General features: G+C 44.0%; 15 protein-coding genes and 1 pseudogene. 12 read left to right on the plus strand and 4 right to left on the minus strand.

Annotated elements, in window-relative coordinates; all coding sequences use genetic code 11:
- Positions 1 to 72 precede the first annotated feature (72 nt).
- From BBH88_RS01900 to BBH88_RS01915, 4 genes are all read left to right on the plus strand, one after another.
- Positions 73 to 1,116 (plus strand): LLM class flavin-dependent oxidoreductase, encoded by a 1,044-nt coding sequence (locus BBH88_RS01900; protein WP_065536239.1) that lies wholly within the window; start codon positions 73 to 75, stop codon positions 1,114 to 1,116.
- Between the two features lie 79 nt (positions 1,117 to 1,195).
- Complete coding sequence (locus tag BBH88_RS01905) at positions 1,196 to 1,837, plus strand: NAD(P)-dependent oxidoreductase (protein WP_065536238.1); 642 nt, start codon at positions 1,196 to 1,198, stop codon at positions 1,835 to 1,837.
- 166 nt (positions 1,838 to 2,003) lie between these two features.
- Positions 2,004 to 2,273 carry a hypothetical protein gene (locus tag BBH88_RS01910; protein WP_065536237.1) on the plus strand — a complete coding sequence of 90 codons (270 nt, stop codon included), beginning with the start codon at positions 2,004 to 2,006 and terminating at the stop codon, positions 2,271 to 2,273.
- 83 nt (positions 2,274 to 2,356) lie between these two features.
- A complete protein-coding gene (locus tag BBH88_RS01915; RefSeq protein WP_065536236.1) occupies positions 2,357 to 3,643 on the plus strand; it encodes a purine/pyrimidine permease in 1,287 nt (428 codons plus the stop codon).
- A gap of 574 nt (positions 3,644 to 4,217) precedes the next feature.
- Here the strand turns inward: BBH88_RS01915 and pepF are convergent.
- On the minus strand, positions 4,218 to 6,029 hold the full coding sequence (gene pepF / locus BBH88_RS01920) for an oligoendopeptidase F (protein ID WP_006829373.1): 1,812 nt from the start codon (positions 6,027 to 6,029) through the stop codon (positions 4,218 to 4,220).
- Positions 6,030 to 6,718: 689 nt separating this feature from the next.
- Between pepF and BBH88_RS01925 the strand changes: the two genes are divergently transcribed.
- From BBH88_RS01925 to BBH88_RS01940, 4 genes and pseudogenes are all read left to right on the plus strand, one after another.
- Complete coding sequence (locus BBH88_RS01925) at positions 6,719 to 7,198, plus strand: PaaI family thioesterase (protein WP_006829372.1); 480 nt, start codon at positions 6,719 to 6,721, stop codon at positions 7,196 to 7,198.
- Between the two features lie 158 nt (positions 7,199 to 7,356).
- Entirely contained in the window at positions 7,357 to 8,415 is a 1,059-nt protein-coding gene (locus BBH88_RS01930; protein ID WP_040852130.1) for an LLM class flavin-dependent oxidoreductase, read from the plus strand.
- A gap of 11 nt (positions 8,416 to 8,426) precedes the next feature.
- Positions 8,427 to 9,376: pseudogene (locus BBH88_RS01935) on the plus strand (ATP-grasp domain-containing protein).
- Between the two features lie 117 nt (positions 9,377 to 9,493).
- On the plus strand, positions 9,494 to 9,700 hold the full coding sequence (locus tag BBH88_RS01940) for a hypothetical protein (protein ID WP_006829369.1): 207 nt from the start codon (positions 9,494 to 9,496) through the stop codon (positions 9,698 to 9,700).
- 26 nt (positions 9,701 to 9,726) lie between these two features.
- Here the strand turns inward: BBH88_RS01940 and BBH88_RS01945 are convergent, their stop codons facing one another.
- Positions 9,727 to 10,023, minus strand: coding sequence for a BTB/POZ domain-containing protein (locus BBH88_RS01945; protein WP_006829368.1), 297 nt, complete (start codon positions 10,021 to 10,023; stop codon positions 9,727 to 9,729).
- Between the two features lie 129 nt (positions 10,024 to 10,152).
- Between BBH88_RS01945 and BBH88_RS01950 the strand changes: the two genes are divergently transcribed.
- Positions 10,153 to 10,830, plus strand: a complete 678-nt coding sequence (locus BBH88_RS01950; protein WP_006829367.1) for a hypothetical protein — start codon at positions 10,153 to 10,155, stop codon at positions 10,828 to 10,830.
- A gap of 43 nt (positions 10,831 to 10,873) precedes the next feature.
- On the opposite strand, the gene BBH88_RS01955 is transcribed toward BBH88_RS01950, so the two are convergent.
- A complete protein-coding gene (locus BBH88_RS01955) occupies positions 10,874 to 11,809 on the minus strand; it encodes an aldo/keto reductase (RefSeq protein ID WP_065536235.1) in 936 nt (311 codons plus the stop codon).
- 533 nt (positions 11,810 to 12,342) lie between these two features.
- A complete protein-coding gene (locus BBH88_RS01960) occupies positions 12,343 to 12,678 on the minus strand; it encodes a GNAT family N-acetyltransferase (RefSeq protein WP_331244223.1) in 336 nt (111 codons plus the stop codon).
- A gap of 131 nt (positions 12,679 to 12,809) precedes the next feature.
- Here BBH88_RS01960 and BBH88_RS01965 point away from each other — a divergent pair, with 131 nt between their 5' ends.
- From BBH88_RS01965 to BBH88_RS19470, 3 genes are read left to right on the plus strand one after another with little or no spacing between them, the layout of a single operon-like run.
- Positions 12,810 to 13,727, plus strand: a complete 918-nt coding sequence (locus tag BBH88_RS01965; RefSeq protein ID WP_065537327.1) for an ABC transporter ATP-binding protein — start codon at positions 12,810 to 12,812, stop codon at positions 13,725 to 13,727.
- Between the two features lie 4 nt (positions 13,728 to 13,731).
- Positions 13,732 to 14,217, plus strand: a complete 486-nt coding sequence (locus tag BBH88_RS19465) for an ABC transporter permease (protein WP_083387732.1) — start codon at positions 13,732 to 13,734, stop codon at positions 14,215 to 14,217.
- Positions 14,193 to 14,507, plus strand: coding sequence for a hypothetical protein (locus BBH88_RS19470; protein ID WP_083387733.1), 315 nt, complete (start codon positions 14,193 to 14,195; stop codon positions 14,505 to 14,507). The genes BBH88_RS19465 and BBH88_RS19470 overlap by 25 nt, the downstream gene beginning before the upstream one ends.
- The last annotated feature ends 41 nt before the right edge of the window (positions 14,508 to 14,548 follow it).

Raw genomic sequence — 14,548 nt, forward strand, 5'->3', positions numbered from 1 at the left:
GGCAGATAGTTTGTGTACCATAAATTTTCCTTTTATCCTTAGAGCATACGGAGGATGAAAGGAAGTTAAAAAATGTCACATCCTGTAAATTCATTTCCGATTTCCATTCTGGATTTGGTTCCAGTTCGTGAAGGCGGAACGACGAAAGACGCATTAGACGAAATGGTCACTATCGCACAACATGTAGAAAAATTGGGCTACCGGCGGTTTTGGTTATCTGAGCACCACAATACAGCTACCCTTGCCAGTTCTGCTACGGCGATTTTGATTTCCAAGGTGCTTGAAAATACCGAATCCATTCAAGTTGGATCGGGCGGAATCATGCTACCAAACCATACACCCTTGGTTGTCGCAGAACAATTTGGCACTTTGGAAACCTTGCATCCGGGCCGTTTGAATCTCGGTCTTGGGCGTGCTCCAGGAACAGATATGCAGACAGCACACGCGCTCCGCAGAACTACCCAGGAAACTGCGTTCGCTTTTCCGCAAGATGTCGTCGAATTGCAAAATTACCTGAAACCGTTTGAAGAACAAGGACCTGTCCGAGCACATCCAGGTGTGGGAACGGCAGTACCTATTTATATTTTGGGATCCAGCACCTCTAGTGCTCAGCTTGCTGCACGCTTCGGTCTGCCATATGTATTTGCAGCCCATTTCGCACCGCAGCAACTAGAACAGGCTTTGCAGATTTACCGAAATCAGTTCGAGCCTTCTGAATACTTGACTGAGCCGTACGTAATGGTCTGTGTCAACGTTATTGGTGCCGATTCTAATAAACAAGCTGAGATTTTGTCGACGTCCGCTGATCAATTCTATTTGAATGTCGTTAGAGGTAGCAAGAACTTGCTGAAGCCGCCACTCGATACGATGGATGGACAATGGAGCTACCGCGAGGAAATGATGGTGCGGGGAATGTCGCAATACACTTTCAAAGGTGATGAAGAGACGATAGGCGAGCGCTTGGGGGCTTTTGTAGCCGACTTGCAGATTGATGAAGTGATTGCTGTTTCTTATATCTATGATCAGGAAAAAAGAAAACGTTCTTTCGAAATATTAAAGCAAGCGGCCGATCGATTTAATGTGACTCAACAGCATTCCGCCTCTTCAAGTATATAAAAAGCAAAGCCGAACCATTTCTTAAAAGCTAATCTTTTTGTTCGTTCTGTACAGATGATAGAGATTGGAGGAGAGGTAAGTGAAGGTAGGAATTATTGGTGCTACCGGAAAAGCTGGTAATTTAATCTTAAAAGAGGCTTTGAAAAGAGGGCATAAAGTGACGGCCATTGTGAGGGATTCGCAGAAAGTTGAGAATCCGGACGTGCCGGTGCTAGAAAAAGATGTCTTCAGTTTGACGTCAGAAGATTTAGCTCTTTTTGATGTAGTAATCAACGCTTTTGGTGTCCCTCCCGAAAAGGCAAGTCAACACGTTGAAGCTGGAAGACTTCTTATTGATTCGCTCAAAGAAGCTCGTGATACTCGTTTGATCGTGGTCGGAGGTGCTGGCAGCTTATTTGTTGATGAAGCGCGGACGACTCGTTTGGTGGAAACCCCTGAATTTCCTGAAGCGTTCAAGTCGGTCGCTAACGGCCAAGCACAAAATCTGGCCGTTTTGGAAGCATCAGAAGGGATTGATTGGACATTTTTGAGTCCTGCTGCATTTTTCGATCCGGAAGGTCACAGAACAGGACGTTATCAAAAAGGCGATGATGGGTTTATCGTCAACAGCAAAGGAAAAAGCTACATCAGCTATGCTGATTACGCAATTGCATTGGTTGATGAAATCGAAAGTGGTGAACATAAGAATAAACGATTTGCCGTCGTTTCTGAAAGTTATTGATAGTTCGAAAAAGCCGATTTTTCCTAAAATCGGCTTTTTTATCGATACGAAGTCCTTGAAAGCCTAAAAGCACTTGCCATGAAATGTTCACGTTCGTTCAAAGAGTGAGCGCAAGAATCATGTATAATAAGATGAAACTTGAGGTTTAAAGGTGGGAATCAATACAATGGATTTTTTATATTTTCCTGAAGACAAATCGGAATACATCCCTGGGATTATTTCTGTCGTTATTATATTCATTTTATCCGTGCTGATCGTGCGCTTGCTGGTTAAAGCTTCACACAAGCAAGTGAAGCAATTGGAAGAACAAGGTTATCCAGTCGTCTACAAAGATGGTTTTGACTCGGAAAGATCAGATGAAGACATCGTTAATCCGCAAGAAGCCGTACACAAAGTGAATGAAGAAAAAGCGGCTCGTAATAAATCAAAGTCCTGACAACTGTCAGGGCTTTTTTTGATCGTTTCAATAGGTGTATACTGTAACCAACCGATCAGAACAAAGAAGTGGAGAAATTGATTATGAAAAATATTTTTGGTGGTGTGCAATGGGCGGTTTTTTTGATTGCTTCTTCTATTGCGGCACCAATTGCAATTGCCAGCATCTTTGGTATGGATGCGACAGATACTGCGTTATTTGTGCAGCGGACTATGTTCGTGCTTGGTATTGCTTGTTTAGTGCAGGCGTTTATCGGGCATCGAATGCCGATCAACGAAGGGCCTGCCGGTTTGTGGTGGGGTATTTTCATTGTTTACGCGGGCTTGGTCGGAATTTTGTATGCCTCTATGGAAGAATCCCTTCAAGCGTTGCAGAGTGGTTTGTTGTACAGCGGTGTCCTTTTTATCGTGTTTGCCTATACAGGTTTGGTTGACAAGCTTAAGGTTTTTTTTACACCAACCATCACTTTCGTGTATTTGTTATTGTTGGTGCTCCAAATCAGCGAGTCGATTTTATCAGGCTTATTGGGAATCGTTTCGAAAGGAGATGCAGTGGATGGAATAGTGCTGCTGGGTGGCATTGCAGTGATTCTACTGACTTTCTTTCTCATGGGCCACAAAGTGCCGTGGGTCAGTCGCTATTCCATGCTGTTTGCGATTGCAGCCGGGTGGCTGATTTTTTGGATTCTTGGAAAATCACCCGAGGCTGAAGGCGGGGGGAGCACCTTAATTGCCTTGCCTGAAATGCTGGTTTTTGGACCGTTGATTTGGGACAGCGGCATGTTCATCACGGCTTTGTTTTTAACCATTCTGCTAATTGCCAATATGATGGCATCGATCCGGGTAATGGAAAGCGTATTGAAGAATTCCTTTTCAATTCAAGCGCCTAAGCGCATCAAACAAGCTTCAGTGGCATCCGGTATCAACCACATCATTGCTGGAATTTTTTCGTCCATCGGTCCTGTGCCGATTTCAGGAGCGGCTGGATTTGTCAGTGCCACCAGAACACCAGCGCTCAAGCCTTTCATCTTCGGCGGTGTCATCGTTGTGCTAATCAGCTTTTTCCCAGCACTCATGGCTATTCTTGCTTCTTTACCAGCTCCGGTAGCTTATGCGGTCATTTTTGCTGTATTCACCCAAATGGTGGAAATGGCCTTTACGGAACTGGAAAATGAAAAAAACAGACAATATTCCTATAAAGTAGCTGCGTTCGGCTTGATGAGCGGCGTGGGCATTATGTTCGTGCCACCTGAAAGCATGGGGAACTTGCCTTCTGTTCTTGCAGCTACTTTATCAAACGGCTTGATCACCGGTACAGTCATCGCCATTGGTATAGAACAGCTATTGCTTTGGCGCAAAAAGAAAAAGTAGAAAAAGCCGTACGCAAAGGAAATGCGTACGGCTTTTTTTCTTTTAAGTTGTTGGGCGCTTGCGCTTTTCTTGATTGTCTAGGCTTCAGCGCCCAGATTCTAGGGTCATAAGCCACTCCGGCTGTGCGGCTGAAGAAACGCCGCTTCGCCAGAGCGTCTTATGCCCGTCGAATCTAGATGGGCGCTTGCGCTTTTCTTGATTGTCTAGGCTTCAGCGCCCAGATTCTAGGGTCATAAGCCACTCCGGCTGTGCGGCTGAAGAAACGCCGCTTCGCCAGAGCGTCTTATGCCCGTCGAATCTAGACGGGCGCTTGCGCTTTTCTTGATTGTCTAGGCTTCAGCGCCCAGACTCTAGGGTCATAAGCCACTCTGGCTGTGCGGCTGAAGAAACGCCGCTTCGCCAGAGCGTCTTATGCCCGTCGAATCTAGATGGGCGCTTGCGCTTTTCTTGATTGTCTAGGCTTCAGCGCCCAGACTCTAGGGTCATAAGCCACTCTGGCTGTGCGGCTGAAGAAACGCCGCTTCGCCAGAGCGTCTTATGCCCGTCGAATCTAGATGGGCGCTTGCGCTTTTCTTTAGCCTGCTTCGATTTCTTCTGTTAAGCGGACTAATTCGTCGACCAGCTCGCCGATATAAGCGATGGTGTCGCGCAGCGGTTGTTCGGTCGTGATATCGACTCCTGCCATTTGTGCAAGTTCCACCGGCGTTTTGGTGCCTCCTGCTTTCAGAACCTCCAGCCATTCATCTACAGCCGTCTGGCCTTCATTCAAAATTCGTTTGGATACTTGGGTGGAGATGGTCAATCCCGCACTATAAGTGTATGGATACAAGCCCATATAATAATGCGGCTGGCGCATCCAGGTCAACTCGGCACCGTCTGTAATATCAACGGAATCTCCCCAGAATTCCTCCAACACTCCGCGTTTGATGGTGTTTAAAATTCCAGCATTGACGCTTTGTCCTCCGTCAATCCGCTCATAGACCTTGCGCTGATAAGCGGCTTCAAGCAGATGAGTGACGAAATTATGGTAGTAAGTTCTCGCAACAATCGATGAAATCACCCAACGTTTGAATTTCAGATCCTCTGAATTTTTCAGCAGATGGTTGGCGACCAGCATTTCATTCATCGTAGAAGGCGCTTCGATAAAGTAAAGAGAAGGACGTGCATTAAAGATGTTCTGTTCACGATTGGCGTTGTAGAAATGGCCTGCGTGGCCAAGTTCGTGAGCCAACACGAAGACTTCGTTCATGCGTCCAGTCCAGGATATTAAAATATACGGATGGACACCGTAAGGACTCGAGCAGAAAGCGCCCGTCGATTTCCCTTTGTTTTGGGCAAAGTCGATCCATCTTTCAGAATAGGAACGATTGACCATTTCGATGTAATCAGGGCCCATGATGGACAGAGCACCATCAATATAGTTTTTGGATTCCTCCACAGTGATTTCGGGTTCGTAGCTCGGGTCCAAGGAAATTTTTAAGTCTGCAAAAGTCATACGATCCAAGCCGTTAACTTTCTGCAATAGTTTTGCGTATTTTTGCATATGGGGTGCAAGTTCCTTGGTGATTAGATCGATTTGGCGATTGTAGAGCGAGCGGTCCACTTCTTGGTTGGAGAGAAGATAGTCAAAAATGCTGTCATAGCCACGTAAATCAGCTGTTGTTTTTTCTGTTTGCAACTGCATATCATAGGTTTTCGCGGTCGTGTGCTGGTAATCTTTCAGCTTTTTGGAAAAAGCATCAAATGCTGCACGGCGAAGCTCTGTATCGGGCTCTGCTTCCCAATCTCCTTCAAAGGAAACATAGCTGAGCGGGTATGCTTGGCCATTTACTTCGAAATCTTCAAAGTTCATATCGACCATTTTCGTGGTGTTGTAAAGTCCATATGGCGCACTGAAAGTGGAAGAATAAGCAGCAAGCGTTTTTTCCACTTCAGGATGCAGTTGGTAAGGTTTTTTGCGAAGCAGTTTTTCCAGAAAACCTTTGAATTCTGCTGACTCCTGCATCGCCTGCTCCAAAGTTTCTCTTGGCAAAGCGAGAAGCTCACTGTTGATAAAAGACAGCTTGCTGCTAATCTTGGCAGCCACAGCACTAAACTTACTAGACTGCAGTTGAGCCTCGTTGTTGGTTTGGTCTGTGCTGATCGTCAAACTCGCATAGGTGCTGACTATGACTAATTTCTCAAGGAAGGCCATGTAATCTGTTAAAGTCTGAATGGTAGTCGGCACATCGGTGATGGTACCTTGAGTTTTATGATTTAAGGCTTCAGCTTCCTGCTCCAAGCTTTCCAATGCTTGATCGAAATCTTTGGAGCTATTGAATAAATTGGATAAGTCCCATGTCTCTCCGACAGGAACCGCTAAACGTGTTGGCAAACTTTTAACCATATGATCTCTCCTTTATGTATTACGGTTTTCGAACTAATTATTAGTATAGAGGGAGAAAGATGAAATGTAAAAATATTATTCAGAATTCATAAAAAAATTTTAATAAATAGGTTTAGATTCATTTATAAGGTGGGTAATGTAAAGTACAAGGCGGAATCACCGTCGGAAGAATACGACTGGATTCGATCCAGAATCGCCTTCAGACGAGAAATTGCACAGCCTTGGCGGGAAATTTGCTTTGCTGACGATATTTACTCTTGTCAGGAACCATTGTTATTTGGGTTTCTATCCGGTAAGTGTTTCAAACAGTAAGCTGTAAGTTTTTTGTGGAAGTGCATTTGAAAGCCTGACTGCAGTACCAAAAAATTCACTGAGATGTAAATGTGAATGTAATTGCCTTATCGGCGAATGACAGTCAGCGTAACTAAACTGCAATGACGAGAGTTTCGTATTCGTCAGAGATGTACAGTTTGTAGAAAGAATTTAATAAGATTTTCCGCGTGCAAAACTCCCTCAGGATTTTCGAGGGATGGAAAAAGGAAAAAGCATGATCTGATGAAAAGGATCATGCTTTTTCCTTTGGATTTTGAACTATCAGATTCTTTAGTGTAGGCTACTCGTATAGACTTTTACAAAATGGAGTTTATGTGACATAACTTCTATCTTAGAAAAGAAACGGGGAATAAGTCGTGGAGAATCATTCAGTAATCGCAATACAAGATGAGTATGCAGAAGACTTTGCTTGGTGTTATGGTTGTGGCAGACTCAATAAAGAAGGTCACCATTTCCGTACAGCCTGGAACGGTGAGGAAACTGTCACCTTATATGAGCCAAAGAAAGTACATACAGCGATTCCCGGATTTGTTTACGGGGGCTTGATTGCTTCATTAGTTGATTGTCACGGAACAGGCTCTGCGTCGTTAGCGCTCCATCGGAAAAATGGCTTTGAGCCAGGTAGTGGGGAAGCGCCACCGCGTTTTGTCACGGCTTCTTTGCATGTTGATTATTTAAAACCGACACCTCAAGGAGTTATTTTAAAAGCAGTGGGTAAAATTGAAGAAATTCACCCGAAGAAATTTAAAGTGAAGACAAAGGTCTACACAGGTGATACGTTATGTGCGACAGGCGAAGTCATTGGAGTAGTCATGCCGGCTTCGTTCTCTAAATAATCTATAGGAATAAAGCCGATAACTCGGCTTTTTTTTTATAGAAATTTAAAGTCTAGTTTACTGGTAAGAATTGTCGGATATGTTGTATACTATCTTTATTCTTTTAAAAGATTGAATCTTTCGAGAAGTTGGTTCGAACAAGAAGGGTGTGGGTGATGATGAAATATGGGTTTTGGTTGCCAATTTTTGGCGGATGGCTGCGAAATGTAGACGAAGAACAGATGCCACCGACATTTGAGTACGCAAAGAAAGTTGTTCAATCCGCAGAAAAATGGGGTTATGATACAACCTTGATCGCGGAATTGAATTTAAATGATATTAAAGGAATGGAGGCTGATTCCCTTGAAGCCTGGTCTACGGCTGCAGCACTTGCAACAGTGACAGAAAAAATCGAAATTATGGCGGCAATTCGTCCCGCGTTCCATAACCCAGCAATCACAGCAAAAATGGCTGCGAATATTGATCAAATCTCCAATGGTCGCTTTACATTGAATGTGGTGTCGGCTTGGTGGGCGGAAGAAGCGAGACAATATGGCGGGGAGTTCACAGAACACGACGAACGCTATGACCGGACGGACGAGTTTTTGAAAGTTGTCAAAGGCATGTGGACGCAAAAGGAGTTTTCATTTAAAGGAAAGTATTACGATATCCAAAACGCGCGCCTTGAACCGAAGCCGGTGCAGCGCCCTCATCCGATTCTGTATGCTGGCGGCGAAAGCACACGAGGCAAAAAATCAATCGTGGAATCGTGTGATTCTTATGTCATGCATGGTGGAACTGTAGAAGAAATCCATGAGAAAATCATTGGCATGAAAGAGTTGCGCCAACAAGCTGGTGGGGATCCTTTGCAGACATTCGGCATGGCGGCTTATGTGATTTGCCGGGATACAGAAGAGCAAGCAGCTGAAGAATATGCGCGCATTACCGATGTCAAAGAAACAGAAGGATATATCGGGTATAATGATTTTGTCAGCAAATCGCAATTGGAGCAGCAAATAAAGCTGGAAGATTACTCGGTATCAAACCGTGGCTTGCGTCCGAACTTGATCGGCACGCCTGAACAAATCGCAGACCAGATTGTTGCTTATGAAAATGTTGGGTTGGACTTGCTGCTGTTGCAATTTTCTCCGCAACTGGAAGAAATGGAACGTTTTTCACAACAAGTTATGCCATTGGTCGAAGAAAAAAGAAAAGCGAATAAAGCGCTGACCATCTAGGAGGGTACAACATGTCAGAAAAAATCTATGTAATTCACGAAAACGAAGAATGGACGACCCACTTATTCAAACGGCTTGACGAACTGGGTTTGCCCTATGAAGATTGGTTTATTGATGAGGGGTTAGTCGATTTGAACGAAGCACCGCCTGAAGGTGTTTTTTACAGCCGGATGAGCGCGTCTTCCCATACAAGAGGCCATCGCTTTGCGCCTGAACTGACCGAGTCCTTGCTAGTATGGCTTGAGCATCATGGCCGTACAGTCTTCAATGGCAGCCGTGCCTTGCGTCTTGAAGTGAGCAAAGTCAACCAATATATGGCATTAAATGCGGCAGGGATTCAAACGCCGAAAACGATTGCTGTAAATGGTCAAGAGCAGATTTTAAAAGCTGCTGAAAAAATGAATGTTCCGTCTTTCATCACTAAACACAATCGTGCCGGCAAAGGGTTGGGTGTGCGACTATTCCATTCGCTCGAAGCCTTGAAAGAATATGTCGAAAGCACTGAATTTGAACCGTCCATTGACGGCATCACCTTGATCCAAGAGTACATTCAAGCACCAGAACCATTCATCACCCGATGTGAATTTGTCGGGGGGGATTTGTTTATGCTGTTCAAGTAGATACATCTGAAGGGTTTGAGTTGTGTCCAGCAGATGCTTGCCGGATCGACGATTTATTTTGTCCTGTAGGGGAAGAAGCTGAAGAGAAGCCGAAATTCCAGGTAATCGAAGGCTTTGATGATCCAATTCTTAAAAAATACGAAGCTTTCTTGCAACAAAATGATATCAACGTAGCCGGAATTGAATTTATTCGCAACGCTGCTGGGGATATCTATACTTATGACGTGAACACTAACACTAACTATAACGCTGATGCGGAAGCACAAGCTGGCAAGTATGGCATGCTGGAACTTGCTAAATTTCTTGGGAAAGCATTAAAAACAGCGAAACTAACCGTCTGACAGAAAGGGCGGTCATCTTTTAACTTAGGAGGGCCGCTTGTTTCTGGTGTTTATCCTGATGTGATCAAGGGAAACTTTTAAAGTAGGAGTAGCTGTAGAAAAAGGAGTGATGGGTTAATGGTCAATGACAAAAAAGAAGAAGAGCTGCCAGAACGTTCGGAACCTGTAGAAGCAGAGGGCATTGAGGAGACCGAAGCTGAACCGGTCAAAGAAGAGTCGAAGTTTGATAAAATCTATAGCAACGTGGCATCCAATCGGTTTGAAAATCTGCGCACCAGCTATATTGAAAACAAAGCCAAAGAACTGCGGAAAAGAAAAAAGTAAAGATTAAGTGCCTTTGCACAAGATCTTTACTTTTTTGAGAGTTTTTCACTTTCTTCAGAAACAATAAAAGCTAAATCGTAATTTCCGAACATCTGAAGGACATCCAGTAGAGTTTCGTGGTCAATATCCAGCTCTTCTGTATCTGCTTGATCTATTGTGTCAGTCAGCACAGAACTTTGTAGTTGTCCCGGATAGGCACGTTGGTAAAGTTCAGCCGGATTCAGCTTATGATTCGTGCACCATTGGACAAATAGCTGAACCATGATCTGTTCTTCCTGTTGGTATTTTTTGATGATAAAGTCATCCTGGTTTTCAATGTCCATTCAAGGCACCCCCGTCAATAATAGTTTTTGTGATAGTAGCATACCAAAAAAAACGCGTGCTTGCATGGACTTCTATGCATTTTTCCTCTAGAATGAAGCCATAGCTATGACAGTAACGGAGGGCAAATAATGAAATTATTGCAGGTACGAAAAGGACAATTTGTTTATTATCAAAATGAGTTGCACAAAGTTTATTCTGTGAAACCACTGGCTAAAAAGTCGGTGCTTATGTTCCGCGTCAAAGACATGGAGCAAGTCGCAAGCAAAGCTGATGAAGTTACGCTCTACAAACCGAAACACATGGATTCCTTCTTGTTTTTTGGGTCCAAATATACTTTGATTGAGAATCAGCCAGCAGAAGAAGGCGGTTATATCCTGATTACTAAACCCGATCCGGATTATATGGACCATTATTCGCTGAATGAATTCGAAAAAGTTGAATCGATTGAAGGAAAAAATGTGATTACTACGCGCCAAAATACCGTAAAATCAAAAGAATTTCTCGTCATGGCCCCTGGGGAAGAAGCAAACAGCAATGATATCGTCTACTTGGACAAATCCAAGGTTTCGGCTGAGCAGCTGAAGCAAGATGCTCAACTAGAAGAAGTATTGCGTGAGAAGAATGCGATCCGCCCTTCTATCGGAGATGTTTACTTGAACTTGGATAACACAGGAACGGCAATGGTAGTAGCGATTGTTGGAGAAGAAGTAACCCTTGGAACCGGGGAACGTATTACTTTCCATGAATTGTATAAAGCTGATAACTGGAGTTACTTATACAATATCAATGACGGCGAATTTAAATGATCATCATAAAAGGCGACCCCTTGTGGGTCGCCTTTTATTTAGGTCAATTTTTGAAAATAGAACCAATTTCATAAAGTTCTTCAGTACTCAGCTCGACGTCTAATGCGCTCAAGTTCGATAACACCTGATCTGCACGTTTTGCTCCGGGAATAACGCCATCGATTTCAGGACGCGACAAGTACCAGGCCAGCACAACATGAGCTGTTTCAGCCCCTTTCGCTTCAGCAAAATCTTTCAACTTTCGGACTTTCTCCAAGTTGCGTTCGAACTCTTGTCCATGGAGATGAGGCATATTCGTCCGTAAATCATCGAAGGTTTTGTTTTTATCGTATTTGCCGGCAAGCAAGCCTGCAGCAAAAGGGAAGTAGGGAACATAGGAAATTCCATGCTCTTTTACATAAGGGAAATAATCTTCTTCAGCCTGACGCTTCAACAGATTGTATTCGCCTTGGAAAACGTCGACATAGCCATCCTTGTTGGCATCCTTCAATTGCTCCATGGAAAAGTTCGAGACGCCGATTGAGCGGATTTTGCCTTCTTCCTTCAAGCGCTGTAGAGCACCGACGGCTTCGGCTTTTGGTGTTTGTTCATCTGGGAAATGGATATAAAATAAATCGATATAGTCGGTCTGAAGGCGCTTCAAGCTGTCTTCTACTGACTGCTTCAAAAATGAAGGGGAGTTGTCCATTGTGTCCTTGCCGTCTTGCCGGCGTTGAGCTCCTTTGGTAGCAACCACCAGTTCGTGGCGTGCACCAGATTCCTGCAGCACTTCGCCAAGCAATTCCTCTGAACGGCCATAGCCATATGCATATGCAGTATCTATGAAATTCAACCCATTGTCGATGCCAGCGTGAACCAGTTCTTTGCCGGTGTCTTCATTTAAATTAGGGTAAAGATTGTGTCCGCCAACAGCGTTTATGCCAAGGCCGATTGGATTAATGAACAAACCGGTATTTCCAAGTTGTTTCTTTTCCGTCATTGTCAGTACAGCTCCTTTAATGGATAATCACTTTTTCAACTCAGGCCCAGCGGAATCATGTTCGACTAAGCAAGTCTTACTTTATAATAACATTCGAAATTTAAAGACTGCATAAAATTGCTCGAAATGGTGTCTTCTTTTCAGAAACAGCATTTAGTTTAAAATGCGTAAGTGTAGTCAACAAAAATGAAAACGATATATCGCTGAGATCTTTTTACAGGGACTTAATTGCCAGAGGCCTCGAATTCGGAAGTATAGACTGCATTTCATCACTTTGCACCAGCGCACGATGATAGTCTTCTGCATTTTTCCAAACCAACGTATTGATCTTCAGATCTAGATCGTGATCATGCGAAATTCTATAGAAGTTGTCATTGAACGGGTGAATATCAGTAATAGATGTCTCTAAATCTCCAACTGAACTGGTGGCTGTACATAAATTTTGATTGCTTTCTTAAGTGATGTATTCACGCCGTTGCTTTTCTCGAAAACAAAGCCAAAAGAAAAAGCATCCGCCAAATGCGGATGCTTTTTTATTTGGTCAGCACGTCCTGGAATTCAGGAGTCTTTTCGATGATGCCATTGGCGAATGGACATTGCGGGTCGATTGTCTTGTTTTCGCTGCGGGCATATTCAACAACTTGCGCCACTAATTTCTTACCGATCCCCTGACCCTCCAGTTGCGGAGAAACTTTGGTATGGTCGACAGTCAATACATCCCCATTTGATACATAGCTCAAGAAAGCCATCTCTTCGGAATTTTCCAGAGCCGAGAACTTATTGTTTTCATGTTTAAAATCCACGTATATTGCCTCCTTTTTTGTGTGTTGCTCATTCTTTTTCTGTATTCCCTTCCCGATAGAGAATATTCAAGTGATCCAAAGAAAATTCTTTAATTGCCACTCAGGTGATTGTAAGTTTGAAGAAACGGGCACATAATGAAAATAAAAAATCGTCATTTCTAAAGCAAAGGGAGTCTTCAGGAAAAGGAGCATTGAAAATGAATTCAGCCATTCGGTTGTCTCACGTATCCAAGCGCTACAAGAAGTTTTTGGCTGTAGAAGATATCTCATTGGAAATTGGAAGAGGGGAAATTTACGGGTTTATTGGATTGAATGGTTCAGGCAAAACGACCACCATCAAGATGCTGCTGGGAATGATCCGTCCGAGTGAAGGGGACTGTTACATTGAAAATCAGAAAGTAGGGCTTGCAAACCATTCGTTATGGGCAAAAGTCGGAAGCCTTGTGGAAACGCCTTATGCTTATCCAGAACTTACAGTCAAAGAGAACTTGGAGATTTTCCGCCGGCTGCGCCGCGTCTCTGACAGTTCCGCGGTTCAACAGGTGATGGACCAACTAAAGCTGACGGCATACGCAGATAAAAAAGCCGGCAAGCTTTCTTTGGGCAATATGCAGCGTTTGGGGATTGCAAAAGCATTGTTGCATAAACCGGAGATTTTGATTTTGGATGAGCCTTCAAATGGACTGGATCCGACAGGGATTATTGAAGTCAGGGAACTTTTTCAGCATTTAGCCTATGATCTAGGGGTAACGATTTTCATGTCGAGCCATCTATTGAGCGAAGTGGCTAAAGTTGCCACCAAAATAGGGATAATCCATCAAGGGAACCTGCTTCAGGAAGTCAAAGCAGACCAGTTTAAAGACCTTCTCAACAGACGATTGGTCATCGATGCGCAAGACAGAGGGAAAGTCTTGGCAGCGATGAACAAAGCAGGATATCCATCTCTTTTCAATGAGGATGGGAAAATCGAAACGACTGCCGAATATGCGGTGCGGCATCCAGAAAAAATTTCCCGTTATTTGGTATCCGAAGACGTTCCTCCCAATCATTTAGCTTTGGAGGAAGAAGAGCTGGAGGCATACTTTTTACGCGTCATCACAGAGCGGGGGGTGTGAATCGATGAGCTTTTTTACAGCAGTTGGAGTGGAAGGCTTGAAGATCAGGAAGTCTAAAATGATCTGGATTACCTTGGCCGTCTTTACAGTGGCGCCCTTAATGGCTGGATTTTTTATATTTGTCTTACAAAATCCAGAGCTTGCAAAAAGTTCGGGGCTGATCGGGGATAAAGCGCAGATTTTTGGCTCGGCGGATTGGCCTACCTACCTGAGAATGATCGCCCAAATTATTGCGGTTGGAGGAATCCTGGTATTCGGTTTTGTAACGAGCTGGGTATTCGGTAGAGAATACGCAGATCGGACCATCAAGGATTTGCTGACACTGCCCTCGCATCGCCTGAACATCATCATGGCGAAATTTTTCGCAGTGTTTTTTACCAATTTCCTTTTGAGCGTATATGTCATCGTTCTCGGAATTGCTATTGGATTTTTCATCCAGCTGCCAAAGGGTCTATGGAGGTGGCATTGGACAGTGGTTTTGTGCTGTTGACTACGACAATACTCACAGTGACACTGAGCACAACACCGGCTTTTTTTGCCTGTTGGAGTAGAGGATACCTGGCGCCAATCGGCTTTATCCTGTTTATGGTAGTGCTTGCTCAAGTGATTGCGGCAGCTGGCTATGGAGCATTTTTCCCATGGGCGGTTCCGGCTATATTCAGTGAAATAGCAGGGACAAGGATAGCACTTGGACTTGGCAGCTTTCTAGCAGTATTTTTTACAGGAATAATCGGATTGGCAGCTACCATTTTCTGGTGGCTGTATGCGGATCAGCATTGAGCTGTTAAAGGGTGCAAAAAGGGGTATGAAGTAGTAAGAGG

The sequence above is a fragment of the Planococcus antarcticus DSM 14505 genome (assembly GCF_001687565.2).
Taxonomy (GTDB): domain Bacteria; phylum Bacillota; class Bacilli; order Bacillales_A; family Planococcaceae; genus Planococcus; species Planococcus antarcticus.

Excerpts from the sequence above, each read along its gene's own strand:
- BBH88_RS01950 (WP_006829367.1), top strand. The coding sequence starts at position 10,153 with ATGAAATTATTGCAGGTACGAAAAGGACAATTTGTTTATTATCAAAAT.
- BBH88_RS01900 (WP_065536239.1), top strand. The coding sequence starts at position 73 with ATGTCACATCCTGTAAATTCATTTCCGATTTCCATTCTGGATTTGGTT.
- BBH88_RS01945 (WP_006829368.1), bottom strand. The coding sequence starts at position 10,023 with ATGGACATTGAAAACCAGGATGACTTTATCATCAAAAAATACCAACAG.
- BBH88_RS01940 (WP_006829369.1), top strand. The coding sequence starts at position 9,494 with ATGGTCAATGACAAAAAAGAAGAAGAGCTGCCAGAACGTTCGGAACCT.
- BBH88_RS01915 (WP_065536236.1), top strand. The coding sequence starts at position 2,357 with ATGAAAAATATTTTTGGTGGTGTGCAATGGGCGGTTTTTTTGATTGCT.
- BBH88_RS19465 (WP_083387732.1), top strand. The coding sequence starts at position 13,732 with ATGAGCTTTTTTACAGCAGTTGGAGTGGAAGGCTTGAAGATCAGGAAG.
- BBH88_RS01955 (WP_065536235.1), bottom strand. The coding sequence starts at position 11,809 with ATGACGGAAAAGAAACAACTTGGAAATACCGGTTTGTTCATTAATCCA.
- BBH88_RS01910 (WP_065536237.1), top strand. The coding sequence starts at position 2,004 with ATGGATTTTTTATATTTTCCTGAAGACAAATCGGAATACATCCCTGGG.
- BBH88_RS01965 (WP_065537327.1), top strand. The coding sequence starts at position 12,810 with ATGAATTCAGCCATTCGGTTGTCTCACGTATCCAAGCGCTACAAGAAG.
- BBH88_RS01930 (WP_040852130.1), top strand. The coding sequence starts at position 7,357 with ATGAAATATGGGTTTTGGTTGCCAATTTTTGGCGGATGGCTGCGAAAT.
- pepF (WP_006829373.1), bottom strand. The coding sequence starts at position 6,029 with ATGGTTAAAAGTTTGCCAACACGTTTAGCGGTTCCTGTCGGAGAGACA.